A 26,923-nucleotide genomic window follows, 5' to 3' on the forward strand; every position below is an offset into this window, starting at 1 on the left:
GCTTCGGGGCCGATCGGGGGACTGCTCGGGGCCCGGAACGCCCTTCGGGCCGACCTGGGACCCGCTGGCTGCGGATCGGCGACAAGGCCGTTGTCTACTGGGCGTCCGGGCCCCTCCCGGGTCACACCTGCCGACCGGGCGGAGCCTCTCGGGGAGGCGGACCGCGTTCCGTGCCGCGAGCGCTGGACCTGGCTGCCAGTGGCGCGCGCCGTGCGGCGCGACGCCCCGTGGCCCAGCTGCGGCCGTCGGCGCACGGAAATCCGGTCGGACGTCCGGTGGTGGACCCGGCCGAACCTACTCGCCCCCGACCGCCGCCTGTCAACACCCGCTTGACCTGCGCCGATTGACCAAATCAGCAGGTCAACGCGAGGCCGGGGAAAGTTCCACGCCATCCCGACGGAGAACCGTTCGGAGGCATCGGCGGTTGACCCGTCACTCCTTCGGCCGCGCGAAGACCGTACGGCCGCCGACCACCGTGCGCAGGGCCGTCGGCAGCGGGAGGCCGGGGGTCAGGTCGGGCAGGCCGGGCGTGCCGGAGCGCGGATCGGTGGACCAGTTGGCGACCCGCTCGTCGGGGGCCTGGACGACGAGGTCACCGGCCTGCCACACCACGTAGTCGGCGGGGGCGCCGGGGACGAGGACGCCCGCCTCGTCGCGGCCCACGGCGCGCCAGCCGCCGCGGGTGTGGGCGTTGAACGCCCCGCGCGCGGAGATGCGGTGCTCCAGGGTGCGGTGGAAGGCGGCGGCGCGCACCGTGCCCCAGGGGTCCAGCGGCGTGACAGGGCTGTCGGACCCCAGGGCGAGGGGCACACCGGCGCGGGTCATGGCGGCGAACGGATTGAGGGTGCGGGCCCGCGCGGCGCCGAGACGTTGCGCGTACATGCCGTCCTCGCCGCCCCACGCGGCGTCGAAGGCGGGCTGCACGGACGCGACCAGGCCCAGCTCGGCGAAGGCGGCGACGGTCTGCGGGGTCATCATCTCGGCGTGCTCGACGCGGTGCCGCAGCGCGCGCACCCGGTCCAGGCCCACCCGGCGGGCGGCCTCGCGCACCCCCTCGGCGACCGCGGACACGGCGGCGTCGCCGATGGCGTGGAAACCGGCCTGCACACCGGCCTCGGTGCACAGGGCCACATGGTCGGCGATCGCGGCCGCGTCCAGGTAGGCCGTGCCGCTGCCGGCGGGCGCATCGGTGTACGGGGCGTGCAGACAGGCCGTGTGGGAGCCGATGGAGCCGTCGACGAAGAGGTCGCCGCCCGCGCCGACGGCGCCCAGGTCCCGGATCCGCTCGAGGTCCCCGGCGCCGGTGACGGCCTCGGCCCAGTAGCCGAAGACGCGCGGGCCGGGCTCGGCCTCCGCGAGCCGCAGCAGCGCGGTGAGGTCGTCCTCGGACGAGATCTCCGGGCCCGCGCACTCGTGGACGGCGCCGATGCCGAGGGAGGCGGCGTGGGCCAGGGCGGCACGCTGGGCGGCGGCCCGCTGCTCGGGGGTGACCGCGGCGTACGCGGCGCGCCGGACCGCGTGGTGGGCGTCGCGGGTGAGCGGCTCGTCGGGGTGGTGGCCGGCCAGGCCCTCGACACCGGGGACCAGCGCCAGCAGGGCGGTGGTCACGACCGCCGAGTGGACATCGGCGCGGGTCAGGTACAGAGGGCGGCCGCCGGTGGCCGTGTCGAGCTCGGCGCGGGTCGGCGGGCGCCGGCCGGGCCAGCGGCTCTCGTCCCAGCCGTGGCCGAGTAGCACCCGGTTTCCGGGGTTGGCGTGCGCGTACGCGCTGACCCGGGCGAGGGCGTCGGCGAGGTCCCGGGCGGGGGCCAGGTCGAGGCCGGTGAGGGCCAGGCCGGTGGCGGTGGTGTGCACGTGGGCGTCGGTGAAGGCGGGGGTGACGAGCGCCCCGGCGAGGTCGACGACCTCGTCGACGCCGGCCACGAAGGAGTCCGCGGCGCCCTCGGAGCCGAGCCAGGCGACCGTGCCGCCCTCGACGACCATGGCCGTCGCGAAGGGGTCGGCGGGGCTGTAGACGTTGCCGCCGCGCAGCAGCACGGTGCGGCTCGCGCCGGATCCGCTGGTGGTCGGCTCGTTCGTGGTGTGCGGCACTGGGTTTCGCCTCGCGATGTGATGGTGGGCCCGTCCGTGGCCCCGGTGGGGGCGAGGGGACGGGGTGGTGCGGTGGGTCGGGGCCGCGGGGGCCTCAGACGCGTGGTGGGCGCGCCTCGTACGGGGTGGAGAGGACGACCGTGGTGCGGGTCGAGACACCGGCCAGGGTGCGGATCTTGGCGAGCAGGTGCTCCAGCTCGATCGGGGTCGCGACCCGGACCTTGAGGATGTAGTTCTCCTCGCCCGCCACGCTGTGGCAGGCCTCGATCTCGGGGACCTCGGCGAGGCGGTCGGCGATGTCGTCCGGGGCGCTGGGGTCGAACGGCTTCACCGAGATGAAGGCCGTCAGCGACAGTCCCACCGACTCCGGGTCCACGATCGCCGCGTACCCGCGGATCACCCCGCGCTGCTCCAGGCGCCTGACGCGCTGGTGCACCGCGGAGGTGGACAGGCCGGTGGCCTTGCCCAGGTCGGTGTAGCTCATGCGCCCGTCGGCCACGAGAAGTTCCACGATCTGCCTGTCCAGCTCCTCCACAGCGCAAGAACCTACAGGGTCCGCCGACGCAGGCGGTATCCGGCCGCCCCGTCCCGGCCACCCGCGCCCGGCCCGTCAGTCGCAGATCCGGATGCAGAGCAGGCAGGTGTCGTCGCGCGGGTTGGCGGGACCCAGGGCGTGGGTGAGCACGGCGGCCACCGTCGTGCAGTCCTCGGAGGCGACCCGCTCGGCGACGCGCGCGAGGTCCTCCAGACCGGCGTCGAGGTCCTGGCCGCGGCGCTCGATGAGGCCGTCGGTGAAGAGGAAGAGCCGGTCGCCGGGGCGGAGCCGGGTCTCGCACAGGCCGTAGCGGCTCTCGCGGTCCGCGCCGAGGATCCGCCCCTCGGGCCGCTCGAGGTAGTCGGCGCGGCCGTCGCGCAGGTGGAGTACCGGGAGGTGCCCGGCCTGTGCCCAGGTGAGGGCGCCGTCGGCGGGGCGGTAGTGGGCCAGCACCATGGTGGCGGTGGCGGAGCCGGTGTTCATGAGCACCTGGTTGAGCCGCTCCAGCAGGCGGTGCGGGGGTGTGCCGCTCAGGGCCATGGCCTCCGCGCCGTAGCGGAGCCCGGCCATCGAGGCGGCCGCCTCGACGCCGTGGCCGGCGACGTCGCCCACCCCGAGCAGTACGGAGTCGTCGGGCAGTTCGACCGCGGTGAACCAGTCGCCGCCGATCTGGATGGTGCCCTCGGCCGGGAGGTAGGAGACGTCGCAGCTCACGCCGCGCAGCCGGAAGGGTTCCTCGGGGACGGGCAGCAGTGCGCGCTGCAGCCGCCGCGCCAGGATGTGCTCGGCGTTCAGGGTCCGCTGCTGCGAGCTGAACGCCCGCTGGGCCTCGTCGAGGGCGATCTGCCCGTGCCGCAGGGCGGTCAGGTCCTGGAAGAAGCCGTGCACGACCACCGGGGTGCCCTCGGCGTCGGCGACGGCCTCGCCGACCATCCTCAGGTGGCGGGTGCCGTGGCCGGTGCGGATCCGGAACGGCACGTCGACCGGCTCGCCCCGCTCCAGCAGCGCCCGTACGGCGGCGCCGACGGCGGGCACGTCGTCGGGGAAGAGGTGCTGCGGCAGTTCGTCGAGCGGCATCGGCCCGAGCGCCGGGTCGCGGTCGAAGACCGTGTAGACCTGCGGCGACCAGCTCAGGGTGTCGGAGGCCAGATCCCAGTCGGCCCATCCGAGGTTGCCCAGGTGCTGGAGCCGGCGCAGCCACGCCGCCTCGCGGTCGGCGGTGTCGTGCCGCAGCCAGGAGACGACCAGCGCGTCGCCGAGGCGCACCGCGGCCACCGAGTACGTCGAGCTGCGCGGGACGCCCGCCGCCACCTCGTGGTACTCGAAGGGCTCGCTCTCGTACGGCTCTCCGGTCGCCAGCGCGTCGAGGTACCCCTGCCACAGCGGGGTGCCGGCCACGGTCGGGTAGCACTCCAGGACGCGCCGGCCCACCAGTTCGCGTCCCGTGCGGCCCGCCACGTCCACCGACGCCGGGGACGCCGCCTCGACGCGGAAGTCGGTGACCTCGCCCTCGATGCCGCGTACGGGGACCAGCAGGACGGCCGCCTCGTACAGCGTGTCGAGTACGGCCTGGACGGTCGCCGACCACGCGGCGGCGGGGGCGGGCGACAGGCAGGTGGCGCAGGCCCGTGCGGCGGCGGTGAGCAGGGCGCGGTCGGCGGTGCCGAAGTCGTCCGGACATCGGCGCAGGAAGCCGGCCACGCCCACGACGTCCTCGCCGCGACGCAGCGGCAGCCAGGCCCGGGAGGCCCACATGCCGGAACGGTCGCCGAGGAGGGCTCGGTCGGCACCGTCCTCGTCGAGGCCGCGGAGCCACACCGGCAGGCCGAGGCGCGCCGCCTCCACGGGTGCCAGTCCGGACAGCGGCGGCACATGGCCCCAGGCGGCCGCGGTGCCCGCGTCGACTCCGGCGTGCGCGACGAGGTCCAGTCCGCCCGCGGGTGCCCCGGCGTAGAGCAGGACGGCATCGACGTCCGCCGTCTCCCCCAGCTGCTCCACCAGCAGCCAGGCCAGTTCCTCCGAGGTTCCCGCCGCGGCGAGGACGCCGCCGAGTCCGCGGGGGTTCGGCGCGGCGCGGCGGTACCGGGAGGTGTAGCGGGAGGTGTAGCGGGAGGTGTAGCGGGAGGAAGTGAAGACGGAGCGCATGTCCGCGCCCGGTGCGACCGGGCGGACGCCGGTCCCGATCGTGGTCTCGGCGTCGGGTTCCCCGCGCGGCGCGGCGGACGGGGGGCGTCCGGTGGGCATCTCGCCCAGCAGCGCCCAGGCCTCCTCCAGCACGCCGCGTCCGGCCCTGTTCGCCCGCCGCTCCAGTTCCTCGCGGGCCGTTCCGGGGGCCAGCCCGAGACGTTCCATGAGCACGCCCTTGGCCTGTTCCACCGCGGCCCGGCCGGGCGCGGCGAGCCGCTGCTCGTCCAGTTCGGCCCGCAGCCTGGCGACGGTGCGAGCCAGCTGGTCGGCGGCGGAACGCTCCTCCGGCCGGCCACCGGGCGCGGAAACGGCTCCGTCGTGGCTCACTCTGCGAGCATCGCACAATCCCCTCGCCGGGTGGACGCCGCGCGGGGTCGGCCCCGGCGGATCGGGACGGTTAGGGACATCGCCATCGGGAAGCCGACCCAGCGACGATTCCTCGGAAGGAGAGAACTCATGGGCACGATCAGCGAAACCGTCGACGTCGACGTCCCGCTGCACACGGCATACAACCAGTGGACGCAATTCGAGGAATTCCCGAATTTCATGGAGGGCGTGGAACAGGTGACCCAGGTCGACGACCGGCACAACCACTGGGTGACGAATGTCGCCGGTGCCCGCCGCGAATTCGACACGGAGATCGTCGACCAGTTGCCGGACGAGCGGGTCGCATGGCGCACCATCACCGGTGACGTACGCCAGCGCGGTGTCGTGACCTTCCAGGAGCTGGACGCCTCGCACACCCGGGTGAACCTGGCCATGGAGCTCGAGACCTCCGGCCTCGCGGAGAAGGCGGCTGACGCGCTCGGCGTCGTGGACCGGCGGGCGCGGGGCGACCTGCGGCGCTTCAAGCACTTCATCGAGGAACGCGGCAGCGAGACCGGGGCCTGGCGCGGCCGTGTCGCGCCGGGAGGCTGACCGGGCACTCGGGCCCCACGCGTGCCGGCGCCCCGGCCGATCCCCGGGTGGGGCGCCGCGGCTCGGCGTGGCCTTGCGGACCCAGCCGCGACCGCGCCCGCGGCTGCTCCGGCCGATCCGGTCCACACGGCGGGTCGTGCGTTTGTCCTGCGCGTACGCGGAAAGCCGCCCTTCATGAGGCCCGAGCAGCGATCGCAGCGGCCTCCCGCCTGTGTGCCGAACGCCGCGACGCGTCCCGGCGGGCGGCGGCGCCTCCGTGGCGCCGCCGCCCGCCGGGGAGCCCCGCGCGGTGCCGCTCGGGAGAGGCGGGAACGGGCCGCGCCGGCTGCGGGAGCGAGCGAGGAGGACGGACCATGCGCTCCGAAGCCCTGGAGAGCCACCGCGACGACCAGCCGGCCGACGCGTCAGCCGAACGGCGGAGTGCGCGGCGGACCGCGCGCACGCACCGTTCCTCCCCGTCCGGCGGAGACCCGGCGGGGCTCGCCGCCGGGATCGACGGCCGGCGCGGTCCGCTGACCCCCCACGGGCGTGACGTGCGGCGGTCCGGGCGGGTGGACGGGGTGGAGACGGTACCCCGCGCGGCGGCCCGCACCACCTTGCGCTGAGGTGTGCGATGGCCGGTGGGGCGGCCCGGTGGCTGCGGCATCCGTACCGGACGTGGCGGGAGTCCCGGGCGGGCCGCATGTGGCACCAGGGCGGCGAACTGGAACTGCTGCAGCGGTCGATGGGCTTCGCGGCGCTCGGCCTCGTGACGCTCGTCCCGCTGCTGATCGTGGTCGCCGCCGCGGTCCCCTTCCACGGATACGGGTTCGCGCAGTGGGTCGTGGACGGGATGGGGTTGTCGGCGGAACCCGCGGAGGCCGTGCGCAGGCTCTTCGCCGCACCGCGCAAGGTGATCAGCAGTACGAGCGGTCTGAGCCTGCTGGCGCTGGCCCTGTTCGGGCTGTCGTTCGCGGCGTGCGTCGAGGTCGGGTACACCCGGATCTGGCAGGTGCCGCCGAATCCCTGGCACCACGTGTGGCGGCGGGCGGTGTGGCTCGCGACGCTGACGGCGTATCTGTTCGCGGAGGCGCAGAGCGGGGCGCTGCTGGGCAGCGGATGGCCGGACACGGTGCTCCGCGGCGGCACGGGTGTCGTGCTGGGCTTCTTCTTCTTCTGGTGGGGCCAGTACTTCCTGCTGGCCGGGCAGGTGCCGTGGTCGGCGCTGGTGCCCGGGGCGGTCGCGACCATGGTCGGTCTCATCGGGCTGCGGATCTTCTCGTCCTTCGTCTTCTCCCCTCTGATCGTGACCAACGCCGTGTCGTACGGGTCGGTCGGCACGGTGCTGGTCGTGCAGTGCTGGCTGATCGGCGTGGGTTTCGTGGTCTTCGGGGGTGCCTTGCTGGGCCGCCATCTGCAGAATCCGAACAAATGGTTTCATCACGGATCTTCCGGGCAGGCGGAGGAGAGCGTTGATCGACCCCCGGAAGGAGTTCCCCATGGGTGCCGAGAAGAAGGCCAGGAACACCGGCCAGAAGATGAAGGGCAAAGCCGAGGAGGCCGCGGGCAAGCTGACCGGCGATGAGAGCCTGCGCGCGAAGGGCAAGGCGGATCAGGTCGGCAGTGACGCCAAGCAGGTGGTGGAGAAGAGCAAGGACGCGGGCAAGGACGCCCTCGGCCACTGACCCGGCCCGTCGAATGAACACCGACCGCGGGACCGGCGGAGCGCGACGCGCGCCCGCCGGCCCCGCGGTCATCGGCGCATGTAGAAGCGGATGGTCGTGCCGTCACCGCCGGTGCGCTGACGCACCAGGTCCGCAAGGCGGTTCACCATCAGCAGCCCCCTGCCGTGCGGGAGGTCACGGGACGCGGGCCGGCGCCCGGCGAGCGGGTCGGCCAGGTGTCCGCGGTCCCGGACCTCGCAGACCACCTGCCCGTCGGGTCCACCCTCGGACCAGACGCTGACGACACCCGAACCGCCACCGTGCAGCACGCTGTTGGTGATCAGCTCCCCGGCGGCGAGGGAGAACTCGGCGAGCCTCTCGCCGTCCAGGCCGAGTCGGCGTGCCTCGGCGGTCGCGATGTGCCGGGCGTCGGCGAGTTCCGGCTCCGTGAAGCCGAAGGCGAGGACGCCGGAGGGCCGTTCCGGCAGCCGGTTGTGGGCCGCGACGACCCTGCGCGGCGCGTAGCGCGCGCTGCGTTCCTCGCGGCCGCCGTCGACCACCGCGGGATGGGTGGCGCGGGCCTCCGCCAGCACCGAGGCCTCCAGCAGGGCCGCGTCGTAGGGGCACAGGATCGTGACGGGACGTCCGGCGAAGGCCAGGTTGATCAGCGCCTCGTGCTGCGCGCAGGCCGGGTACTCCAGCGCCGTCCGCCCCGGCCAGACCGGCTCCCCGACGATCCGTACCCGGCCGTCCGGATGGGTGTCGGCGAAGGCGCGCAGGACGTCGGGGATGATGCGGCCGGGATTGCGGCCCGCCCGCTCCATGTCGATCCAGCGCACGCCCGCGCCGCTCGGGCCCAACGCCGTGCGCAGCAGGGCGAGACGAGGCGGGGGCACGGCGACGGCCACCGGTTCCCCGGCGGCGATGCCGTCCAGCAGGAACGGCACCGTTCCGGCCGTGTACTCCCGCGTGTTCCGGTAGAACAGCGCCGGGTGCACGAACGGCCCGGCGTCGCAGACCTGGCCGACCTCGCTCAGCACGTCGTCACCTCCCACCCCGGGCCGACCTTACCAACCGGTCGCCGGGGGCGGGATGTGCCGCCGGGGCATCAGCTGTCGAAGTCGACCGTCAGGCTGTCGGACACCGGGTAGCTCTGACAGGTCAGCACATAGCCCGCGTCGACCTCGGAGGTCTCGAGGGCGAAGTTGCGCCGCATGTCGGCCTTGCCGTCGGTGACGAGCGCGCGGCAGGTGCCGCAGACCCCGCCCTTGCAGGCGAAGGGGAGGTCGGGCCGGGTGCGCTGGGCACCGTCCAGGACGCTGCGGTCGCGCGGCAGCGCGGCGGTGGTCGTGCGGCCGTCGAGGGTGACCGTCACCTGGCTGACCGGGCCGTCGGCCATGGCGTCCTCGTGGCGCACCGGCGTCACCGGCTCGTCGTCCGCGTAGAACAGCTCCTGGTGGACGCGGTCTTCGGGCACCCCGAGCCCGGCGAGGACCCGCTGGGCGTCGACGACCATGCCGTGCGGGCCGCACAGCCACCAGTGGTCGGCGTTCGGAACGTCGACGAGTCCGCCGACGAGGGCGGCGAGCCGCTCGGCGTCGATGCGACCGGAGAGCAGTTCGGCCTCGCGCGGCTCCCGCGAGAGCACGTGGGCGAGCTGGAACCGGGCCGGGTGGAGATCCTTCAGCTCGGCGAGTTCGTCGGCGAACATGACCGTGTCGGTGCGCCGGTTGCCGTAGAAGAGGGTGACCCGGGAGCCGAGGTCGGCGGCGAGGACGGATTCCGCGATGGAGAGCATCGGGGTGATGCCGGAGCCCGCGGCGATGAGCACATGGTGGCCCGGCGCGGTGAGATCGGGTGTGAAGCCGCCCGTGGGCCCCATGACCTCGACGGTGTCGCCGGCGCGCACCTCGTGCACCAGCCAGGAGGAGAACAGACCGCCCGGCACCACGCGCACGCCGATGCGGGGGGTGGCCCCGGCCGGGGAGCAGATGGAGTACGAGCGGCGTTCGTCCCGGCCGTCGACCTCGCGGCGCAGGGTGAGGGACTGACCGGGCGCGAAGGCGAACTCCCCGGCCAGCTCGCGCGGTATGTCGAAGCTGACGGCGGCGGCGTCCTCGCACAGCGGCTCGACCTCGGCGACCCGCAGGGCGTGGAAGACCGGACGGCGGCGGACGCGCGGGGCCGGCGCCTGCGGTGCGGGGGTGGTCGGGGCCATCAGATCTCCTTGACGTACTCGAACGGCTCCAGGCAGGCGCGGCAGCGCCACAGGGCCTTGCAGGAGGTGGCGGCGAAGCGCGAGGTCTCCTCGGTGTCCGCCGATCCGCAGCGGGGGCACACGACGGTGCGCCGGGTGGCGGTGAGCACCAGCGGCACCGGCCCGGCGGCCCGGCGGGGGGCCGGACCGGGGGGCGCGATGCCGTGCTCGGCGAGCTTGCGGCGGCCCGCGGGGGTGATCCAGTCGGTCGTCCAGGGCGGATCCAGGACCGTGCGGATCTCGACCCGCGGGAATCCGGCGGCGCGCAGGCGCGCGGCGACGTCGGCACGCATCTCGGCCATGGCGGGACAGCCCGAGTAGGTCGGGGTGAGGCTGGCGACGACGGTGCCGTCCGGGGCGACCTCGACCTCGCGCAGGACTCCGAGGTCGGCGAGGGTGAGCATGGGCAGCTCGGGGTCCGGCACCTGGGCGGCGACGCGGGCTGCCCGGTGCGCGTCGGTGAGGGCGGTGACCGCGCTCACCAGACCGCTCCGGGATGGGCGCGGGCGACGCCCTGCAGCTCGGTGAGGAGCGGGGCGAGGTGCTCGGTGCGGTCCCCCGCGCGGCCCTGACCGGGCAGGGGGTCGGCCTCGACCGGGGGCAGGCCGGCGGCCTCGGTGACCTGGCGCAATACCGCGGTCACCTCTTCCCTCACCTCGGCCGGATCCACCCCGCACGTCGCGGTGGCCGCGAAGAGCTCCTCCACGTACGGGGCGACCTGCTCCAGGCCGGCTCGCATGCGGCGGTGCGACTCCTCCGTGCCGTCGCCGAGCCGTACCGTCCACTCGGCGGCGTACTGCCGGTGGTAGGTCAGCTCGTTGACGCCCTTGGCGGCGATGGCGGCGAGTACCGGATCCTGCGCGGTGCGGGCGAGCCGCTCGAAGAGCGCGAGGCGCCAGCAGGACATGACCAGCAGCCGGGCCATGGAGAACGCGAAGTCGCCGCAGGGCAGTTCGGCGAGGCGGACGTTGCGGAAGTCGGCGGCGTCCCGGAGGTAGGCGTAGGCGTCCTCGTCACGGCCGGTGCCGTCCACCTGCCCGGTGCGGGAGTACAGCAGACGGGCCTGGCCGAGCAGGTCGAGCCCGATGTTGGCCAGGGCGACCTCCTCCTCCAGCTCCGGCGCGCGGGTGCACCACTCGGCCAGGCGCTGGGCGCCGACCAGGGCGTCGTCGCCGAGCGCCGTGCAGTGGGCGGCCAGCTGCGCGGCGTCCACACCCTCGGGGACGGTGGTGTCGACGCCGTGCAGCGGATCCTCGAAGCCGGTCCCGAAGGCCCAGCGGGCGTCGCTGTCGTCGTGCCCCTCGGCCAGGGACAGGTAGACGTGGTCCTCACTCATGCCCTGCTCCTAGATGTGGGGGACGTCTTCGGGGATGTCGTAGAAGGTGGGGTGCCGGTAGACCTTGTCGGCGCTGGGCTCGAAGAAGGGGTCCTTCTCGTCCCGCGTGGACGCGGCGATGTACTCCGAGCGCACCACCCAGATGCTCACGCCCTCGTTGCGCCGCGTGTACAGGTCGCGGGCGTGGGTGAGGGCCATGCGGTCGTCGGCCGCGTGCAGGGAGCCGACGTGGACGTGGTTCAGGCCGCGCTTGCCGCGGACGAACACCTCGTACAGGGGCCACTCGCCCCGGGTCGTGCTGTCGCCGGTGGTGCTCATGCCACGGCTCCTTCCTGAGCCCGCGCCGCCTGCTTGGCGGCGTGGGCGGTCGCGGCCTCGCGCACCCAGGCGCCTTCCTCGTGTGCGGAGCGGCGGCGTGTCATCCGCTCGGTGTTGCAGGGCCCGTCGCCGCTGATGACGCGCTGCAGCTCCGACCAGTCGGGGGTGCCGAAGTCGTGCCTGCCGCGCTCCTCGTTCCAGCGCAGCTCGGGGTCGGGCAGGGTCACGCCGAGCCTGTCCGCCTGCGGGACGGTCATGTCGACGAACCGCCGGCGCAGCTCGTCGTTGCTGTGCCGCTTGATCTTCCAGGCCATCGAGGCGGCGGAGTTGGGCGAGTCGCCGTCGGGAGGGCCGAACATCATCAGCGACGGCCACCACCAGCGGTCCACGGCGTCCTGCACCATCTCCCGCTGGGCCTGAGTGCCGCGCATCATCGTCATCAGCAACTCGTAGCCCTGGCGCTGGTGGAAGGACTCCTCCTTGCAGATGCGCACCATGGCACGGGCGTACGGCCCGTAGGAGGAGCGGCACAGCGGCACCTGGTTGCAGATCGCCGCGCCGTCGACGAACCAGCCGATGACGCCGACGTCGGCGAAGCTGAGGGTGGGGTAGTTGAAGATCGAGGAGTACTTCTGGCGGCCCTCGATCAGCCGCTGGGTGAGATCCTCGCGGTCGGCGCCCAGGGTCTCGGCGGCGGAGTAGAGATACAGCCCGTGCCCGGCCTCGTCCTGGACCTTCGCGAACAGAATGGCCTTGCGGCGCAGCGACGGGGCGCGGGTGATCCATTCGCCCTCGGGCTGCATGCCGATGATCTCCGAGTGCGCGTGCTGCGCGATCTGCCGGATCAGCGTCTTGCGGTAGCCGTCGGGCATCCAGTCCCGCGGCTCGATGCGCTGGTCCCGCGCGATCGTGGCGTCGAAGTGCTCCTGGAGCGGCGCCTGCGCGCCCTCCGCCGGCACGGCGGCGTTCGGTGTGGTCATCGATACCAGCTTCCCCTACCGACCATTCGTTCGGTTACAGTCTGACGAAGTTTCCCGCGCCCGGCAAGCCCTGTGGACGACGCCCGCGCGCGGCCCGTACGGCGCCCCGCTCACACCCGTTCCACCAGCATCGCCACGCCCTGGCCGACACCCACACAGAGGGTGGCCAGGCCGCGCCGGCCGCCCTCGCGCTCCAGACGGCCGAGGAGGGTGAGCAGGATGCGGGCGCCCGAGCAGCCGAGCGGGTGGCCGAGCGCGATGGCACCGCCGTCGGCGTTGACCCGCTCCTCGTCCAGCTTGAGGCGGCGGACGACGGCGAGGGCCTGGGCGGCGAAGGCCTCGTTCAGCTCGACGGCGTCCAGGTCGCCGGTCTGCCATCCGGCGCGGGCGAGGGCCTTCTCCGTGGCCGGGACGGGCCCGAGGCCCATGACGTGCGGCTCGACGCCGGCGGTGGCGACGGTGACGATCCGGGCGCGGGGGGTGAGCCCGTACCGTTCGACGGCCGCGCCGCTCGCCACCACGAGGGCGGCGGCGCCGTCGGAGAGCGGCGAGGAGGAGCCGGCGGTCACGATGCCGTCCGCACGGAAGATGGTGCGCAGGGTCCCGAGCTTCTCGAGGGTGGTGGAGGGCCGCGGGCCCTCGTCACGGGTGACCTCGCCGTCCTTGACCGCCACCGGCACGATCTCGCGGTCGAAGCGCCCTGCCTCCTGGGCGGCGACGGCCCGCTGGTGGCTGCGCAGCGCGAAGGCGTCGGAGTCGGCACGCGTGATCCCGTCGAGGGCGGCGACCTCCTCCGCCGTCTCCCCCATGGACAGGGTGTCCTTCGGGGTGAAGCGCGGGTTGGTGAAGCGCCAGCCCAGGGAGGTGTCGTACACCTCGCCGGGCTTGGCCCACGGAGTGCCGGGCTTGGCCATCACCCACGGGGCGCGGGTCATGGACTCCACACCGCCGGCGACGACCAGGTCGGCCTCCCCGGAGCGGATCGCCTGCGCGGCGGAGGCGACGGCGGTGAGCCCGGAGGCGCAGAGCCGGTTGACGGTGTAGCCGGGCACGGTGTGCGGCAGGCCCGCCAGCAGCACGGCCATCCGGGCGACGTCGCGGTTGTCCTCACCCGCCTGGTTGGCGGCACCGAGGATCACCTCGTCCACGGCCTCGGCCGGGATCCCGGCGCGGTTCACGGCCACGCCGACCACCAGGGCCGCCAGGTCGTCGGGGCGCACGGACGCCAGAGCGCCGCCGTAGCGGCCCTGTGGGGTACGGGCGCCGTCGATCAGGAAGACCTCGTCTGCGGGTCGCGCGGGGAGGTGCTGGGACATGCGTTCCACCTCTTGACAGGCAGTTCGGATGCTGGATTACCTTGGGCGTGCCGCACGCTAACCGAATGTTCGGTCGGTTCACAAGGGTGGTGACGATCGTGAGGGATGCCATGGACGTGACACTGGGCCCGGCGGAGAGCATGTTCGCCGCCGACAAGGCCTCGCGGAGCCTGGGCATCGAGCTGGTGGAGACCGGCGAGGGGACCGCCGTGCTCCGCATGACCGTGACGTCCGCGATGGTCAACGGGCACGGGATCGCCCACGGGGGCTACCTCTTCCTGTTCGCCGACACCGCCTTCGCCTGCGCCTGCAACAGCCACGGCCCCGTGACGGTGGCGGCCGGGGCGGACATCACCTTCGTCGCCCCGGTCCACGAGGGCGACGAACTGGTCGCCACCGCGCAGGAGCGCACCCGCTTCGGCCGCAGCGGCATCTACGACGTGAGCATCCTGCGGGGCGACCAGGTGATCGCGGAGTTCCGCGGGCGCAGCCGCAGCATCGGACGCACGAAGGAGAACGGATGAGCAGCGAGCCGACGGGCGGGGCGACCGCGGGGACGCGCCTGGGAGAGCCGCTCCCCCACGGCTTGCTGGACCCCGCCGAGAAGCTGGGCCGCGAAGAGTTGCGGGAGTTGCAGCTCACGCGGCTGCGGGCGACGCTGCGCCACGCGTACGAGAACGTCGAGGCGTACCGGAAGAAGTTCGACGAGGCCGGGCTGAAGCCGGAGGACTGCGCGAGCCTGGACGACCTGGCGCGCTTCCCCTTCACCACCAAGGCCGATCTGCGCGACAACTACCCCTTCGGCATGTTCGCCGTCCCCATGGACCAGGTGCGCCGCGTCCACGCCTCCAGCGGCACGACCGGCCTGCCCACCGTGGTCGGTTACACCGAGAACGACCTGTCCATGTGGTCCGACGTGGTGGCCCGGTCCATACGCGCCGCCGGCGGGCGCCCCGGCCACAAGGTGCACGTCTCCTACGGCTACGGCCTGTTCACCGGCGGCCTGGGCGCACACTACGGCGCGGAGCGCGCCGGGTGCACCGTGATCCCCGCCTCGGGTGGCATGACGGCCCGCCAGGTGCAGATCATCCAGGACTTCGAGCCCGAGATCATCATGGTCACCCCGTCGTACATGCTCACCCTGCTGGACGAGTTCGAGCGCCAGGGCGTCGACCCGCGCGGCACCTCGCTGCGGGTCGGCATCTTCGGCGCGGAGCCGTGGACGGAGGAGATGCGCCGGGAGATCGAGGAGCGCATGGACATCCACGCCGTCGACATCTACGGCCTGTCCGAGGTGATCGGCCCGGGCGTCGCCCAGGAGTGCGTGGAGGCCAAGGACGGCCTGCACGTCTGGGAGGACCACTTCTACCCCGAGGTCGTCGACCCGATCACCGGCGAGCCGCTGCCCGAGGGCGAGGAGGGCGAGCTGGTCTTCACCTCCCTCACCAAAGAGGCGCTGCCGATCATCCGCTACCGCACCCGCGACCTGACGCGGCTGCTGCCCGGCACGGCGCGCCCCGCCTTCCGCCGCATCCAGAAGATCACCGGCCGCTCCGACGACATGATCATCCTCCGCGGGGTGAACGTCTTCCCCAGCCAGATCGAGGAGATCGTGCTGCGCACGCCGGGCGTCGCCCCGCACTTCCAGATCCGGCTCAGCAAGCGCGGCCGCATGGACCACATGGAGGTCGTCGTCGAGGCGCGCCCGGACGCGGAGGCCGCACGGCGCGCCGAGGCGGCCCGCTCCATCGCCTCGGGCGTCAAGGACGGCGTGGGCATCAGCGTCGAGGTGACGGTCGTCGATCCCGACACCGTGGAGCGCTCGGTCGGGAAGATCCGCCGCGTGCGGGACCTGCGCGCGCAATAGCCGCCACGGCCGTACCCAGCACGTCAGGCCGCATCGCTGCCGGGCCGAAGGCTTGAGGTACGGCAGCGATGCGGCCTGAGCCGGCTACCGGCCGCTCCGGGCGTCACCGCGATCGCTCACCGGCGCGTCCTCCGCCGCGGTGCCGCCGCCCGGGCGGACCCGGGCGGTACGCCCCCGCGTCGAACGCTCCCCGGCCGCCGCGACGGCGGTGAGCAGGAGGGTCAGGCCGACACCGGCCAGGATCGCGACGTCCGGCTCGGCCACCCTGAGCAACGCACCGGAGAGGCTGCCCGCCGCGGCGTATCCCGCGCCGACCGCGGCGTACATCACCGAGTAGCCGGCGGCGAGCGCGCTGGCGGGCAGAACCTGCCGCAGTTGCAGGTTCCGGGTCAGCATCGCCCCGGCCTGCAGGACACCGGCGACCAGCAGGACCGCGCCCATCCAGGGCGCCGACGGCAGTACGGCGACGAGCGCCACGCACGCGGACACGGCGAGCAGCAGCACCAGCGACTGCACGGGCAACCGCCCCGGCCAGGCGGCACGCAGGCCGTACAGGAAGGACCCGACCCCCGACCCGGCCGCGAACCCGGCGAGCAGCGGCCCGGCGAGGCCGAGTGCGATCCCGCGGTGCTCCAGGAGCGCCGGCAGGATGAGCTCGGCGAGGGCGAGCAGCGACAGGGACGCGGCGCCGGTGACGTAGACCGGCCAGGCCCGGATCGTGATCCGCAGCATCGACTCACCGCCGCGGTCCCGGCGGTCGGTCCGCCACCCGGGGGGCAGCGCCCACAGCCCGGCCACCGAGGCCGCCATCAGAACGGCGGCGAGCAGCAGCGGGGTGGACGGGGCCACGCCGAGCGCGAGCCCCGTCACCGCGGCCGGACTCACCGCCCAGATCGCGAAGGTCAGCACCGACTCGGCGCTGAGGGCCTGCGTCACGGCCCGCTCCGGCACGATCGAGGTGAGCAGTTGCCGCATGCCACCGGGGGCGGCGGCGGGAGCCGCCCCCGCCAGGAACGCGAACCCGGCCAGTACGGCGGGGTGGGCGTCGGGCAGGACCCCGAGGCCGGCGAAGCCCACGGCTCCCACCGCGAGCCCCGACGCCAACTGAGGCCGTGCCCGCTCGGCTTCGAGCCGCATGCCGAGCAGCGGCGCCCCGACGATCTCCCCGACCACATAGGCGGCGGCGAGCAGCGCCCCGAACGTGTAGCCACCGGGCCGCTCCCGCACCAGGAACACCAGCGCGAGCGGCGCCATGGCGACCGGCATCCGCGCACCCACGGCCACGGCCCCCCAGGTCAGGACGGGCCGGACGAGGATGTGGCGGTACATGCCCAGGGACATGGGGGCGACCGTAGCCGGGGGTCCGGTACCCGGCAACAGGTTTGCCGGGGTGCCCCTGCGGTACGCCGGAACCTCAGGAGGAGGGGTACGGCGGGCCGCCCCGCCCCGTCGCGCCGGGGCGAGGCGTCACAGACGTGAGCGCAGGAAGGCGAGGGCCTCCTCGTCGTCGTCGCTCGCGCCGCCCTCGTGGCCGTTCCAGGGCCAGACGGCCATCTCCTTGGGCCCCGCGTACGCGTTGTACGCGGCGAAGACCGTCGAGGGCGGTGTGATCTCGTCCATCAGTGCCGCGGAGAAGCGGGCCGGCACCCGGGCGCGGGCGGCGAAGTTGACGCCGTCGACATAGGACAGGGTGCGCATGGCCCGCTCGGCGGCGCCGCGGTGGACGGCGAGATAGCGGCCGATCTCCCGGTACGGGTCCGCGTCGGTGATCACCGTGGCACGGGGGAAGTCGCACAGGAACGGGACGTGCGCGACCAGGGCGTGGACCTCGGGGGCGAGGGCCGCCACGGCGAGCGCGGTGCCACCGCCCTGGCTGGCGCCCAGCACTGCGACGCGCCCGGGATCCACCGAGGGCAGCGTGCGGACCGCGTCCACGGCGCGGACGGCGTCCGTGAACAGCCGGCGGTAGTAGTACGTGTGCGGGTCGTCGATGCCGCGGGTCATCATCCCGGGGGCCTGCGGCCCCGTGGTGCCGGAATCGGGGGTGTCGCCCCGGCTCCAGCCCGAGCCCTGGCCGCGGGTGTCCATGTGGAAGTGGGCGAAGCCCGCGGACGCCCAGAGCAGATTGTCCAGGGCGTGGCCCCGGCCGCCGCCGTAGCCGACGTACTGGACGACCGCCGGCAGCGGCCCCTCGGCGCCGTGCGGCAGCCGCAGCCAGGCCCGTACCGGCTCGCCGCCGTAGCCCGGGAAGGTGACGTCGAAGACGTCCACCGTGCGCAGCCGCGGTCCGGGCGCCGGGGTGACGGTGACGGCCGAGGTTCCGGCGGCTCGCGACTCGGCGAGTGTCGTCCGCCAGAATTCGTCGAAATCGGCGGGCGCGGTCTGGGTGCTGCGGTAGTCCCGCAGTTCGGCCTCGGGGAGGTCGGTGAACAACGTCGGCTCCGTGGTCAGGGGGCGAGCGGCCGGTAGTCGAACCAGTCGATGTCGGCGGCGGTGGCGGAGGGATTGCCGTGGGAGGTGGCGTACGGGCCGAGCCAGACGCCGAGGAAGCCGCCGGCGCGGGGCGAGCTGAGGAAACCCCCGTCCACGGCGGTCAGTTCGGTCTCCTCCTCCGGACCGGCACCGGCGGGGGTGTAGCGCAGCCCGTAGCGCTGGCCCTCGGCGTGGATGCGCAGGACCACCGGCCCCGGGGGCAACGGTGCCTCGGCGAGCACGCGTTGCTCACCGCGGGTCCGGCGCGCGGCGAGCACGCGGCGACCGCCCCGGCCGTCCCCGGCGACCGCGAGCACCAGATGGTCGGTCTCGGACTGGCGGACGGCCAGCCCGGCCCACTCCTCCGGTGTCCGGGGCGCCGTCTCGAAGAGCGCGGAGACGCTGACGTCCTGGTGTTGCTGGCGCCGGCCGAGGAAGCACGGGGTGCCGATGTCGGCGAGCGTCGCGGATCCGAACGGCAGCCGGAGGAAGCCGGGCCGGTCGGTCAGCGACCAGAAGGGGACACCGGTACGGACCTGGTTCCAGTGCGGGCGCAGCTCCGCGGCGTCGAAGTCGTCCCGGGCGGGCTCGTCAACGGACTCGTCGGCGGGCTCGTCGGCGATGCGGTCGATCACCGGCCGCCGGAAGGGGCCGAGCGTCGTGCCCGCGCCGGGGGCGAAGAGCGGCCAGCCGTCCTCCCAGCGCACCGGGACGAGGAAGGTCTCCCGTCCGAGGTTGGGATGGTAGCCGCCGTAGGGACGGCTGCCGAGCAGCACCGCCCACCACTCCCCCGCCGCGGTCCGCACGAGGTCCGCGTGGCCGACGCCGACGACGGGGAAGTCGCGGCCCAGGTGGCGGTGGGTGAGGACCGGGTTGGCGGGATTGCCGGCGTACGGACCGGTGACGTGGTCGGCGCGGGCGACGCTCACGGCGTGCCGGTGCTCGGTGCCGCCCTCGGCCGCCAGCAGGTAGTAGCGGCCGTCCACCTTGTACAGGTGCGGCCCCTCCGCCCACACCGCGCCGTGCAGCGCCCCGCGCCACAGCAGGTGCTCGGGACCGGTCAGCGCCATCCTGCCGACGTCGAACTCCCGTAGCCAGACGTCGGTCTGCCCCTCCCACTCCCCCGGCTCGGCGAGCCGGGTGCCGGTGCACCAGGCGCGGCCGTCGTCGTCGAAGAAGAGCGAGGGGTCGATGCCGGGCGCGTCGTCCAGCCACACCGGGTCGCTCCACGGCCCGGCCGGGTCGGTGGCGGTGACGACGAAGGTGCCACCCCGTCCGCTGCCGCCCACCAGGGTGGTCACGACGTGGAAGCGGCCCTCATGGTGACGGATCGTCGCCGCGAAGATCCCCTCGGAGGAGGCGACGGAACCGAGGTCCACCTGCGAGGGCCGGTCCAGGACGTGACCGATCGGACGCCAGTGGACCAGGTCCCGGCTGTGGAAGACGGGGATGCCCGGGAAGTACTCGAAGGTCGAGGTGATCAGGTAGAAGTCGGCGCCGACCCGGCAGATGCTCGGGTCCGGATGGCAGCCCGGCAGGACGGGGTTGGCGACGGTGTCCGCCGCCTCCCCCGTCCCTTCGGGCAGGGTCACCGGGACTCCTCCGGCGTGCCGGAGACGAGTGCGTGCAGCCGCCGGGTGTGGTCCACCTGCCGTGCCGGGCCGACGAGTTCGGCCCGTACGGTGAGCCGGACGTCGGTGCTGGAGGCGGCCAGCCGCAGCTCCAGCTCCCCCGGCTCCACGACGCGCCGGCCGTCCCGGCCGGTGAAGGCGGCGACGTCGGCGGGGACCGTGACACCGATACGGCGCGCCTCGCCCGCCTCCAGCGGGACCCGCAGGTAGCCGACGAGCCGCTGCACCGGCTGCACGACCGAGGCGATCGGGTCGTGGAGGTAGACCTGGACGACCTCGCTGCCCGCCCGCGCGCCGGTGTTGCGGACGGTGAAGGACAGCTCGACCTCGCCGTCGGTGCCGGTGACGGCCCGGCCGTCGTCCGCGGCACCGTGGACCTCCAGGCCGGACCACTCGAAGGCCGTGTACGTCAGCCCGTGGCCGAAGCCGAAGGCGGCGGCGGGGTCGATGTTGGAGACCTCGCTGGCCCGTGCCAGTGGGGCGGCCAGATAGGTGGAGGGCTGGACGCCCGGGTGCCGGGGCACGCTGACCGGGAGGCGCCCGGAGGGGTTGATCCGCCCGCTCAGCACGCCGGCGAGCGCCGGAGTGCCCTCCTGCCCCGGGAAGAAGGACTGCACGATGGCCGCGGCCTCCTCCACGGCCCGGCCGAGGGCGTAGGGGCGGCCCGCCAGCAGGGTGAGCACGACGGGCGTCCCCGAGTCGAGGAGCGCGTCGAGGAGCCCCTGCTGGACCCCCGGCAGGGTGAGCGACTCCGCGTCGCAGCCCTCGCCGCTGGTCCCGCGGCCGAAGAGCCCGGCGCGGTCGCCGAGCGCGGCGACGACCACGTCGGCGTCGCGCGCCGCGCGTACGGCCGCCGCGAAGCCGGAGACATCGGTGTCGTCGATGCCGCAGCCGGCCACGGTGACGATCTCGGTGCCGGGGAACTCCGCCACCAGCGCTTGGCGCAGCGTGGGCAGGTCGATGCCGAGCGGGGTGTCGGGGTGCTGTGCGCCGACGTGCACGGGGAAGGAGTAGCAGCCCAGCACGGCGGTCGGGAGCTCCGCCTGGGGACCGATCAGCGCGATGCGGGCGGGCCGGTCCAGCGGCAGGGTGCCGTCGTTGCCCAGCAGGACGGCGGACCGCTCCGCGAGCCGCCGCGACAGGTCGCGGTGGGCGGCGGAGTTCAGGTCGACCGTGCCGCGCAGGCTCTGCGGGTCGGAGAGGTCGGCACCGGCGAGTGCCGTCGGCACCGGGCTCCACCCGGGGTCCAGGAGGCCGAGTTGCGCCTTCTGGGTCAGGACGCGGCGCAGCGCGCGGTCGACGAGCTTCTCGTCGACCAGGCCCGCGGCGACGGCGTCCCGCAGCGGCTGCCCGAAGGTCTTGACGGTGGGGAGCTCGACGTCCACACCCGCGTGCAGGGCGGTGCCCGCGGCGTCGGCCCAGTCGGCGGCGACGCCGTGCAGGGTCTTGAGAAAGGCGATGCCGAAGTAGTCGGCGACCACGGTCCCGTCGAAGCCCCAGGTGTCCCGGAGCAGTCCCGTCAGCAGTTCCTCGTCGGCGGCCGAGGGCACGCCGTCGGTGTCGGTGTACGCGTGCATCACGGACCGGACGCCGCTCTCCCGGACCGCCATCTCGAAGGGCGGCAGGACGACGTCGGCGCGCTCGCGCGGGCCCATGCTGACCGGCGCCAGGTTGCGCCCGGCGCGGGAGGCGGAGTAGCCGGCGAAGTGCTTCAGGGTCGCCACGATGCCCGCGGACTCCAGGCCCTGGATGTAGGCGGTGGCGATGGTTCCGACGAGGTACGGGTCCTCGCCGATGGTCTCCTCGACCCGGCCCCAGCGCGCGTCGCGCACGACGTCGAGGACGGGGGCGAGGCCCTGGTGGACGCCGACCGAGCGCATGTCGCGGCCGATGGCCGCGGCCATCACCCGGACCAGCCCGGGGTCGAAGGAGGCGCCCCAGGACAGCGGGACGGGGTAGGTGGTCGCGCCCCAGGCGGCGAAGCCCGCGAGGCACTCCTCGTGAGCCATGGCCGGGATGCCGAACCGGTTGGCGGCGGCGATCCGTTGCTGGGTGCGCATCAGGGACACGGCGCCCAGGGCGGGGTCGACGGGGACGGTGCCGAAGGGCCGGGTGAGCTGCCCGAGGCCGTCCGGCAGGAGCTCGTCGAGGCTGGGCGGCTCTTCCATGTCGTGCTGGTGGGGGGCGACTTCGGCACCTTCGCCGGAGGCGCCGACCCAGATGCCGTAGAGCTGGGCGATCTTCTCGTCCAGGGTCATCTCGCGGATGAGCGCCTCGACGCGGGAGTCGGCGGTCACGTTGTCGTTCACTTTCCTCCGACGCCCATGAGCCCCTGCACGAGGGCACGGCGGGCGAACAGGTAGACGAGCAGGACGGGGATCGTGGACAGCACCACGGCGGCCAGCAGGCCGGGGATGTCGATGCCGTACTGGGTCCGGAAGTTGTAGAGGCCCAGCGTGATCACCTTGGTCTCCTCGGACTGGGTGAGCACGAGGGGGAAGAGGAAGCCGTTCCACGCCTGCAGGGCGGAGAAGACGACGATCGTCGACAGTCCGCTCCCGGACAGCGGCAGGACGAGCTGGAAGAAGGTCCGCCGGACGGAGGCGCCGTCCACGGCCATCGCCTCGAACAGCTCGGAGGTGATGTCGCGCATCGTGCCGGTCAGGATCAGCGTGCACACCGGCAGGCAGAACGCCGCCGTCGGCAGGATGACGCCGATGAGGTTGTCGTAGAGCCCGACCTTGCTGATGACGTAGAACATCGGGACGATCACGGCCTGCGCGGGGATGGCCAGGCCCAGCAGGAAGAGCCGGAACACCCCCGAGGTGCCGCGGCCCCGGTTGCGGACGATGGCGAACGCCAGCGGCGGCACGAGCAGCAGCACGATGGCCACGACGCTGACCGTGACGACGACCGTGTTGAGGAAGTACTGGCCGAAGCCGTTGCTGAAGTCCTGGATGTAGTTGTCCAGCGTGAAGGAGCGGGGGAAGGCCAGCGGTCCGTTGCCGCTGTACTCCTCGCGCGTCTGCACGGTGGCGCCGAGCATGACGTAGAGCGGCAGGCCCACCAGCGCGAGCCACAGCAGGGCGCCCAGGCCCGCCAGGTAGTTGGGGCGTCGTCTCATCAGAGCCCCTCCTTGGTGCCGGCCATCTTGTCGTAGCCCGAGACGCGGACGACGATCAGCGAGATCACGGTGGCGACGACGACGAGCATCAGCGCGACCGCGGCGCCCGCGCCGAAGTCGAAGCCCTTGAAGGCCTTGTCGTACATGTAGTAGGCGCTGATGGTGGTGTCGGTGCCGGGGCCGCCCTGGGTGAGGATCAGCACCGTGTCGAAGGTGGTGAGACCGCCGACGATCATCAGGATCATCGAGGTGATGATCGAGTTGCGCAGCTGCGGCAGCGTGATGTGGAAGAACTGGCGTACGGTGCCCGCGCCGTCGATCTGCGCCGCCTGGTAGAGCACCTCCGGGATCGCCCGGGTCGCGCCCTGGTAGATCAGGGCGTGGAACGGGGTGAACTGCCAGGTGCTGACGAACACCAGCACGCCGATCGCGGCGGTCTGGGTGCCGAAGAGGTTGCCGTCGCCGAAGAGCCAGCGCGCCTGCGAGGGCACGCCGAAGTTCGGGTCGAGCAGAGCGCGCCACAGCACCGAGACGGCGGTCGCGGACAGCAGCAGCGGCACGAAGAAGACCGCCGACAGCACGGCGCGGTTGCGCTGGGGACCGGCCGCCCAGACGCCGAGCAGGATGCTCAGCGGGGTCTGGACGACGACGCCCAGCACGGTGAGCAGCACGCTCAGCCAGAGGCTCTTGATCATGACGGGGTCCTGGAAGACCCGGACCCAGGTGTCGAAGCCCGCGAACTCGGGCGAGCCCAGTCCGCTCCAGGTGGTGAAGGAGAGGACCGCCACCAGCACCAGCGGTACGACGGCGAACAGGGCGAAGAAGATCGTGGCGGGGAGCGCCCAGGCGACGCCCGGCCGGCCGATGGTACGGCCGGCCGGGCGCTGCGTCTGCCGCTTGCCCGTCACCGAGGCAGTGAGGGAGACCATGCGGGACGTCGCTCTCAGGAGGTGGGCAGGGCCTGCATGGCCTTGATGAAGCCGTCCGCGTCCGTCTGGCCGTTGAAGAACTGCTGCACGGCCTGGTGGATCGGCGTGATGCCCGACGGCGGGTAGGCCTGGTCCCAGGACAGCTGGAACGACGGCGCCTTCTGGACCAGGTCGAACTGGTACTTCAGGTAGTCCGGGTTGTCGGCCGTGTCGAGGAACTTGGTGGTGTTCGTCGTGGTCGGCAGGTTGCCGATGGCGAGCTGCTGCTTCACGAAGTCGTCGGAGTACATCAGCTTGAGGAAGTCCGCGACCGCGTCCGGGTGCTTGGTCTTCTTCAGCACCGAGTAGAAGTTGTTGGTGTTGCCGACGACGTTCGCGGCGTCGCCCTTGCCGCCGTCGACGGTCGGGAAGTTGGTGTAGCCGAGGTCGTTCTTGGCGAAGTCCGGGCTGGCGTCCTGCTGCGTGGAGTACTCCCAGGAACCCATGAGCTCGAAGCCGGCCTTGCCGCTGGCGAGGAGCTGGGGCGAGCCGCCGTCGGTGAACTTCACCGAGTCGAAGTTGGTACCGAAGGCACCGGCGTCGATGAGCTCCTTGAGCATGCCCAGCGCCTTCTTGCTGTCCTCGCTCTCCCAGGCGCTCTTGTCGCCGCCGAGGGCCTTGGTGAACAGCTCCGGACCGGCGATGCGGTCGTAGAGGTACTCGAACCACATGAGGGTCGGCCACTGGTCGCCGCCGCCGAGCGCGATCGGGGTGACGCCCTTGGCCTTGAGCTTCTTGACCGCGGCGATGAGCTCGTCCCAGGTCTGCGGGGGCTGGACGCCGGCGTCCGCGAGGACCTTCTTGTTGTTGAACATCAGCACGGGCTGGGTGCCGCGCATCGGCACGCCGTAGGACTTCCCGTCGACGACCGCCGTGTTGAAGACCGAGGACAGGAAGTTGTCCTTCAGGCCCGGGTCCTTCTTGATGAAGTCGTCGAGAGGCAGGAGCAGGCCGGCCTTCACGAACGGCTGGATGCTGCCGCCACCCCAGTTGAAGAAGACGTCGGGGGCCTGCTTGGTGTTGATGACGGTCTGCAGCTTCTGCTGGTAGTCCGCACCCGGGACCGTGTCGAGGACGGCCTTGACCTTGGAGGTCTTGTTGAACTCGGCGACGATCGCCTTCTCCACCTTGTTCGCGGAGTCGCCGTACACGAGGACGTGAATCGTCCCGGAATCACCTCCCGCGGAGGCGCCATCACCGCCGCAGGCGGTCAGGGTCAGACCCAGTGCCAGTGTCGCGCCGCCGGCGACGGCACGGGGGAACCACGCACGCTTCTTCATGATCGACCTCTCGAAAGTTTCGGCCACTTTGCCGAAATTCGCCTGACGAGGGACCGTAGGCTTCCCCCTCGCCGAGGTCAACAGGGTGGAATTGACGCGACCAAACCGTTACCGAACTGCGGTGCTCTATCCTGTGCGGCATGCGTGATGATGAGACCGAGGGCCGGATCACTCTGGCCGACGTGGCTTCGAAAGCGGGCGTGTCACTTTCGACAGTTTCGAAGGTGCTCAACGGACGTCCCGATGTGGCCGCGCCGACCCGGAGCAAGGTCGAGCGGCTGCTGGAGGCGAACGGCTACCAGCGCCCCGCGCCCACCCAGCCCGAGGCGCGGCTGATCGAGATCGTGTTCCACGAACTCGAGAGCGTCTGGGCGATGGAGCTCATCCGGGGCGTGGAGAACATCGCCAAGAGCCGCAACATGAGCGTGGTGCTCACCGAGAGCGGCACCCGCCACGCCCCCGGACCCGAGTGGATCGAGGGCGTGCTGCGCCGCCGCCCGCTCGGGGTCGTCCTGGTGTTCTCGTCGCTGCCCGACGACATCAAGCGCAAACTGCGCTCGCGGGCCATCAACTTCGTCATCATCGACCCGGCGGGCGACCCGGAGCCCGACGTCCCGTCCGTGGGATCGGCGAACTGGGCCGGCGGTGTCGCGGCCACCCGGCACCTCATCGACCTCGGCCACCGCCGCATCGGGATCATCACGGGGCCCGACGACATGCTGTGCTCCCTCGCCCGGCTCGACGGCTTCCGCTCGGCCATGGGGATGGCGGGGCTGTCCGTCGACAACGACCTGATCCGCTACGGGGACTTCCACGTCCAGGGCGGGCACGACGGCGCGCTCAGCCTCCTTGACGAACCCGACCCGCCGACCGCGATCTTCGCCGGCAGCGACCTGCAGGCGCTCGGCGTCCTGGAGGCGGCGCGGGTCAAGGGCCTGCAGGTGCCGCGCGACCTGTCGGTGGTGGGGTACGACGACATCCCGCTCGCCCAGTGGGCGAGCCCGTCGCTGACGACCGTCAACCAGCCGCTGGTGGAGATGGCCGAGGAGGCCGCCCGGATGCTGCTGCGGCTGTCGCAGCCCGACGAGACCGGCGAGAAGAGCAACACCCGTATGGAGCTGGGCGTCAGACTGGTCGTCAGAAAGAGCACGGCACCCCCGCGGGAGACCGGGCCGGAACAGGGGGACTGAGGCCCGGGCCCGGGCCGGTGCCGGGAGGGCGCGGAGCGGGCGCACGGCGGCGCCGGCGGGGGCGCGGGGCACCCCTCCGGACGCCTGTGTGACGAAGGCCACACCCGATGTCAACGGTCTTCGGAGTGGCGGTGATTACCAGGGGCGGTCGGCGGGAAATGCTCGCTATGGCCGAGGCCGAGAGCCCGGTCTGCCCCGCCGGTGGGCGTTCTTCTGAGGGGGAGATGCACCCATGCGCACCCACGCACGACACAGCCGCGGCGAACGTACCCTGGCCGCGCTCGGGGAGGAGCACGAACGCCGCGAGTCGTTCGAGCTCCTGACGTCGGACGACGCCGACGACGCCTTCGACGACGAGGGCCATGAGATCTTCCGGGTGCACTGCCCCGACTGCGCCCGTCCGATCGCCCTTCTGGCGGACGAGGACGTCCTGCCGCAGCACGCGCTGTGCGCCTCGCCGTGGAACCCCTTCGGTCTGACGGTCTGCCCCGGATCCGGACTCTCCGCCGCGGAGGCCACGCCGGCCGACGGCGACGAGGCGGCCGACGCGCCGGAGTGGGGCGCGCTGCTGACGCTGCCCGCCGGCCTGGACTGGCGCACGCAGCCGTTCTCCCACGTGGGCGGCCCCGGTTCGCAGCCGATCCGCGTGCCCTTCCTGCGCGCCGCCTGACTCCGCACCCCGTACGAACGGTGCCGCGCCGCCCGGGCGGGGGGGGGGGGGCCCGGGGGTTGGTTGGGCGTGGGGGGCCGGGGCGGGCGGGGGGGGGGGGTGTTCCGGGGGGGGGGGGGGGGGGTGGGCGGGGCGGTGGG

Annotated in this window: 25 protein-coding genes; 8 read left to right on the forward strand and 17 right to left on the reverse strand. The window is 73.2% G+C overall.

Going from position 1 to position 26,923, the window contains the following annotated elements; genetic code table 11:
* Positions 1-432: 432 nt before the first annotated feature.
* The 3 genes from AB0F62_RS25725 to AB0F62_RS25735 all read right to left on the reverse strand — a co-directional run bounded on the left by AB0F62_RS25725 (position 433) and on the right by AB0F62_RS25735 (position 5,140).
* The gene (locus AB0F62_RS25725; RefSeq protein ID WP_361803684.1) at positions 433-1,983 is read right to left on the reverse strand and encodes an amidohydrolase; all 1,551 of its coding nucleotides are present in this window, start codon (positions 1,981-1,983) and stop codon (positions 433-435) included.
* Between the two features lie 202 nt (positions 1,984-2,185).
* The gene (locus AB0F62_RS25730) at positions 2,186-2,626 is read right to left on the reverse strand and encodes an Lrp/AsnC family transcriptional regulator (protein ID WP_361803599.1); all 441 of its coding nucleotides are present in this window, start codon (positions 2,624-2,626) and stop codon (positions 2,186-2,188) included.
* 75 nt (positions 2,627-2,701) lie between these two features.
* Positions 2,702-5,140, reverse strand: coding sequence for a SpoIIE family protein phosphatase (locus AB0F62_RS25735; protein WP_361803602.1), 2,439 nt, complete (start codon positions 5,138-5,140; stop codon positions 2,702-2,704).
* Positions 5,141-5,269: 129 nt separating this feature from the next.
* On the opposite strand from AB0F62_RS25735, the gene AB0F62_RS25740 reads away from it, so the two are divergent.
* From AB0F62_RS25740 to AB0F62_RS25755, 4 genes are all read left to right on the forward strand, one after another.
* Positions 5,270-5,731: an SRPBCC family protein gene (locus AB0F62_RS25740; RefSeq protein WP_361803605.1), complete on the forward strand. Its 462-nt coding sequence runs from the start codon at positions 5,270-5,272 to the stop codon at positions 5,729-5,731.
* Between the two features lie 353 nt (positions 5,732-6,084).
* Positions 6,085-6,336 (forward strand): hypothetical protein, encoded by a 252-nt coding sequence (locus tag AB0F62_RS25745; RefSeq protein WP_361803608.1) that lies wholly within the window; start codon positions 6,085-6,087, stop codon positions 6,334-6,336.
* Positions 6,337-6,344: 8 nt separating this feature from the next.
* Positions 6,345-7,295 (forward strand): YhjD/YihY/BrkB family envelope integrity protein, encoded by a 951-nt coding sequence (locus AB0F62_RS25750; RefSeq protein ID WP_361803611.1) that lies wholly within the window; start codon positions 6,345-6,347, stop codon positions 7,293-7,295.
* Positions 7,249-7,395, forward strand: coding sequence for a CsbD family protein (locus AB0F62_RS25755; RefSeq protein ID WP_361803614.1), 147 nt, complete (start codon positions 7,249-7,251; stop codon positions 7,393-7,395). The genes AB0F62_RS25750 and AB0F62_RS25755 overlap by 47 nt, the downstream gene beginning before the upstream one ends.
* A 68-nt stretch (positions 7,396-7,463) precedes the next feature.
* On the opposite strand, the gene AB0F62_RS25760 is transcribed toward AB0F62_RS25755, so the two are convergent.
* The 7 genes from AB0F62_RS25760 to AB0F62_RS25790 all read right to left on the reverse strand — a co-directional run bounded on the left by AB0F62_RS25760 (position 7,464) and on the right by AB0F62_RS25790 (position 13,581).
* A complete protein-coding gene (locus tag AB0F62_RS25760) occupies positions 7,464-8,429 on the reverse strand; it encodes an anti-sigma factor RsbA family regulatory protein (protein WP_361803617.1) in 966 nt (321 codons plus the stop codon).
* A 53-nt stretch (positions 8,430-8,482) separates the two neighbouring features.
* A complete protein-coding gene (gene paaE, locus AB0F62_RS25765; RefSeq protein ID WP_361803620.1) occupies positions 8,483-9,592 on the reverse strand; it encodes a 1,2-phenylacetyl-CoA epoxidase subunit PaaE in 1,110 nt (369 codons plus the stop codon).
* Positions 9,592-10,116 (reverse strand): 1,2-phenylacetyl-CoA epoxidase subunit PaaD, encoded by a 525-nt coding sequence (gene paaD / locus AB0F62_RS25770; RefSeq protein ID WP_361803687.1) that lies wholly within the window; start codon positions 10,114-10,116, stop codon positions 9,592-9,594. The genes paaE and paaD overlap by 1 nt, the downstream gene beginning before the upstream one ends.
* On the reverse strand, positions 10,110-10,967 hold the full coding sequence (gene paaC / locus AB0F62_RS25775) for a 1,2-phenylacetyl-CoA epoxidase subunit PaaC (protein ID WP_361803623.1): 858 nt from the start codon (positions 10,965-10,967) through the stop codon (positions 10,110-10,112). The genes paaD and paaC overlap by 7 nt, the downstream gene beginning before the upstream one ends.
* 9 nt (positions 10,968-10,976) lie before the next feature.
* Entirely contained in the window at positions 10,977-11,285 is a 309-nt protein-coding gene (gene paaB / locus AB0F62_RS25780; RefSeq protein ID WP_361803626.1) for a 1,2-phenylacetyl-CoA epoxidase subunit PaaB, read from the reverse strand.
* Complete coding sequence (gene paaA / locus AB0F62_RS25785) at positions 11,282-12,265, reverse strand: 1,2-phenylacetyl-CoA epoxidase subunit PaaA (protein ID WP_361803629.1); 984 nt, start codon at positions 12,263-12,265, stop codon at positions 11,282-11,284. Before paaA ends, paaB begins: the two co-directional genes overlap by 4 nt.
* 110 nt (positions 12,266-12,375) lie before the next feature.
* Positions 12,376-13,581 carry an acetyl-CoA C-acyltransferase gene (locus AB0F62_RS25790; RefSeq protein ID WP_361803632.1) on the reverse strand — a complete coding sequence of 402 codons (1,206 nt, stop codon included), beginning with the start codon at positions 13,579-13,581 and terminating at the stop codon, positions 12,376-12,378.
* A 110-nt stretch (positions 13,582-13,691) separates the two neighbouring features.
* Between AB0F62_RS25790 and paaI the strand changes: the two genes are divergently transcribed.
* Together paaI and paaK are read left to right on the forward strand one after the other, a co-directional pair.
* The gene (gene paaI / locus AB0F62_RS25795; protein ID WP_361803635.1) at positions 13,692-14,105 is read left to right on the forward strand and encodes a hydroxyphenylacetyl-CoA thioesterase PaaI; all 414 of its coding nucleotides are present in this window, start codon (positions 13,692-13,694) and stop codon (positions 14,103-14,105) included.
* Positions 14,102-15,448 (forward strand): phenylacetate--CoA ligase PaaK, encoded by a 1,347-nt coding sequence (paaK, locus tag AB0F62_RS25800; protein ID WP_361803638.1) that lies wholly within the window; start codon positions 14,102-14,104, stop codon positions 15,446-15,448. The genes paaI and paaK overlap by 4 nt, the downstream gene beginning before the upstream one ends.
* An 84-nt stretch (positions 15,449-15,532) precedes the next feature.
* Here paaK and AB0F62_RS25805 read toward each other — a convergent pair whose 3' ends face one another.
* The 7 genes from AB0F62_RS25805 to AB0F62_RS25835 all read right to left on the reverse strand — a co-directional run bounded on the left by AB0F62_RS25805 (position 15,533) and on the right by AB0F62_RS25835 (position 24,923).
* Positions 15,533-16,789, reverse strand: a complete 1,257-nt coding sequence (locus AB0F62_RS25805) for an MFS transporter (RefSeq protein ID WP_361803641.1) — start codon at positions 16,787-16,789, stop codon at positions 15,533-15,535.
* Positions 16,790-16,915: 126 nt separating this feature from the next.
* A complete protein-coding gene (locus tag AB0F62_RS25810; protein WP_361803644.1) occupies positions 16,916-17,881 on the reverse strand; it encodes an acetylxylan esterase in 966 nt (321 codons plus the stop codon).
* 14 nt (positions 17,882-17,895) lie between these two features.
* The gene (locus AB0F62_RS25815) at positions 17,896-19,512 is read right to left on the reverse strand and encodes a glycoside hydrolase family 43 protein (RefSeq protein WP_361803647.1); all 1,617 of its coding nucleotides are present in this window, start codon (positions 19,510-19,512) and stop codon (positions 17,896-17,898) included.
* Positions 19,509-21,809 (reverse strand): glycoside hydrolase family 3 N-terminal domain-containing protein, encoded by a 2,301-nt coding sequence (locus AB0F62_RS25820; RefSeq protein ID WP_361803690.1) that lies wholly within the window; start codon positions 21,807-21,809, stop codon positions 19,509-19,511. Before AB0F62_RS25820 ends, AB0F62_RS25815 begins: the two co-directional genes overlap by 4 nt.
* Before the next feature lie 47 nt (positions 21,810-21,856).
* Entirely contained in the window at positions 21,857-22,675 is an 819-nt protein-coding gene (locus AB0F62_RS25825) for a carbohydrate ABC transporter permease (RefSeq protein WP_361803650.1), read from the reverse strand.
* Positions 22,675-23,604 (reverse strand): sugar ABC transporter permease, encoded by a 930-nt coding sequence (locus AB0F62_RS25830; protein WP_361803653.1) that lies wholly within the window; start codon positions 23,602-23,604, stop codon positions 22,675-22,677. The genes AB0F62_RS25825 and AB0F62_RS25830 overlap by 1 nt, the downstream gene beginning before the upstream one ends.
* Positions 23,605-23,618: 14 nt before the next feature.
* Positions 23,619-24,923 carry an extracellular solute-binding protein gene (locus tag AB0F62_RS25835; protein WP_361803656.1) on the reverse strand — a complete coding sequence of 435 codons (1,305 nt, stop codon included), beginning with the start codon at positions 24,921-24,923 and terminating at the stop codon, positions 23,619-23,621.
* Positions 24,924-25,063: 140 nt separating this feature from the next.
* Here AB0F62_RS25835 and AB0F62_RS25840 point away from each other — a divergent pair, with 140 nt between their 5' ends.
* Together AB0F62_RS25840 and AB0F62_RS25845 are read left to right on the forward strand one after the other, a co-directional pair.
* Complete coding sequence (locus tag AB0F62_RS25840) at positions 25,064-26,113, forward strand: LacI family DNA-binding transcriptional regulator (protein ID WP_361803659.1); 1,050 nt, start codon at positions 25,064-25,066, stop codon at positions 26,111-26,113.
* Positions 26,114-26,345: 232 nt separating this feature from the next.
* A complete protein-coding gene (locus tag AB0F62_RS25845; RefSeq protein WP_361803662.1) occupies positions 26,346-26,783 on the forward strand; it encodes a hypothetical protein in 438 nt (145 codons plus the stop codon).
* Positions 26,784-26,923 lie beyond the last annotated feature (140 nt).

Origin of the sequence: Streptomyces sp. NPDC026673 (assembly GCF_040638135.1) — a bacterium.
Classification (GTDB): domain Bacteria; phylum Actinomycetota; class Actinomycetes; order Streptomycetales; family Streptomycetaceae; genus Actinacidiphila.

Bases quoted from the DNA above. Each gene is read 5' to 3' on its own strand.
- AB0F62_RS25725 (WP_361803684.1), bottom strand. From the start codon at position 1,983: ATGGTCGTCGAGGGCGGCACGGTCGCCTGGCTCGGCTCCGAGGGCGCC.
- AB0F62_RS25740 (WP_361803605.1), top strand. From the start codon at position 5,270: ATGGGCACGATCAGCGAAACCGTCGACGTCGACGTCCCGCTGCACACG.
- AB0F62_RS25745 (WP_361803608.1), top strand. From the start codon at position 6,085: ATGCGCTCCGAAGCCCTGGAGAGCCACCGCGACGACCAGCCGGCCGAC.
- AB0F62_RS25750 (WP_361803611.1), top strand. From the start codon at position 6,345: ATGGCCGGTGGGGCGGCCCGGTGGCTGCGGCATCCGTACCGGACGTGG.
- AB0F62_RS25755 (WP_361803614.1), top strand. From the start codon at position 7,249: ATGAAGGGCAAAGCCGAGGAGGCCGCGGGCAAGCTGACCGGCGATGAG.
- paaE (WP_361803620.1), bottom strand. From the start codon at position 9,592: ATGGCCCCGACCACCCCCGCACCGCAGGCGCCGGCCCCGCGCGTCCGC.
- paaC (WP_361803623.1), bottom strand. From the start codon at position 10,967: ATGAGTGAGGACCACGTCTACCTGTCCCTGGCCGAGGGGCACGACGAC.
- paaB (WP_361803626.1), bottom strand. From the start codon at position 11,285: ATGAGCACCACCGGCGACAGCACGACCCGGGGCGAGTGGCCCCTGTAC.
- paaA (WP_361803629.1), bottom strand. From the start codon at position 12,265: ATGACCACACCGAACGCCGCCGTGCCGGCGGAGGGCGCGCAGGCGCCG.
- AB0F62_RS25790 (WP_361803632.1), bottom strand. From the start codon at position 13,581: ATGTCCCAGCACCTCCCCGCGCGACCCGCAGACGAGGTCTTCCTGATC.
- paaI (WP_361803635.1), top strand. From the start codon at position 13,692: ATGGACGTGACACTGGGCCCGGCGGAGAGCATGTTCGCCGCCGACAAG.
- paaK (WP_361803638.1), top strand. From the start codon at position 14,102: ATGAGCAGCGAGCCGACGGGCGGGGCGACCGCGGGGACGCGCCTGGGA.
- AB0F62_RS25805 (WP_361803641.1), bottom strand. From the start codon at position 16,789: ATGTCCCTGGGCATGTACCGCCACATCCTCGTCCGGCCCGTCCTGACC.
- AB0F62_RS25820 (WP_361803690.1), bottom strand. From the start codon at position 21,809: ATGACCCTGGACGAGAAGATCGCCCAGCTCTACGGCATCTGGGTCGGC.
- AB0F62_RS25825 (WP_361803650.1), bottom strand. From the start codon at position 22,675: ATGAGACGACGCCCCAACTACCTGGCGGGCCTGGGCGCCCTGCTGTGG.
- AB0F62_RS25830 (WP_361803653.1), bottom strand. From the start codon at position 23,604: ATGGTCTCCCTCACTGCCTCGGTGACGGGCAAGCGGCAGACGCAGCGC.
- AB0F62_RS25835 (WP_361803656.1), bottom strand. From the start codon at position 24,923: ATGAAGAAGCGTGCGTGGTTCCCCCGTGCCGTCGCCGGCGGCGCGACA.
- AB0F62_RS25840 (WP_361803659.1), top strand. From the start codon at position 25,064: ATGCGTGATGATGAGACCGAGGGCCGGATCACTCTGGCCGACGTGGCT.
- AB0F62_RS25845 (WP_361803662.1), top strand. From the start codon at position 26,346: ATGCGCACCCACGCACGACACAGCCGCGGCGAACGTACCCTGGCCGCG.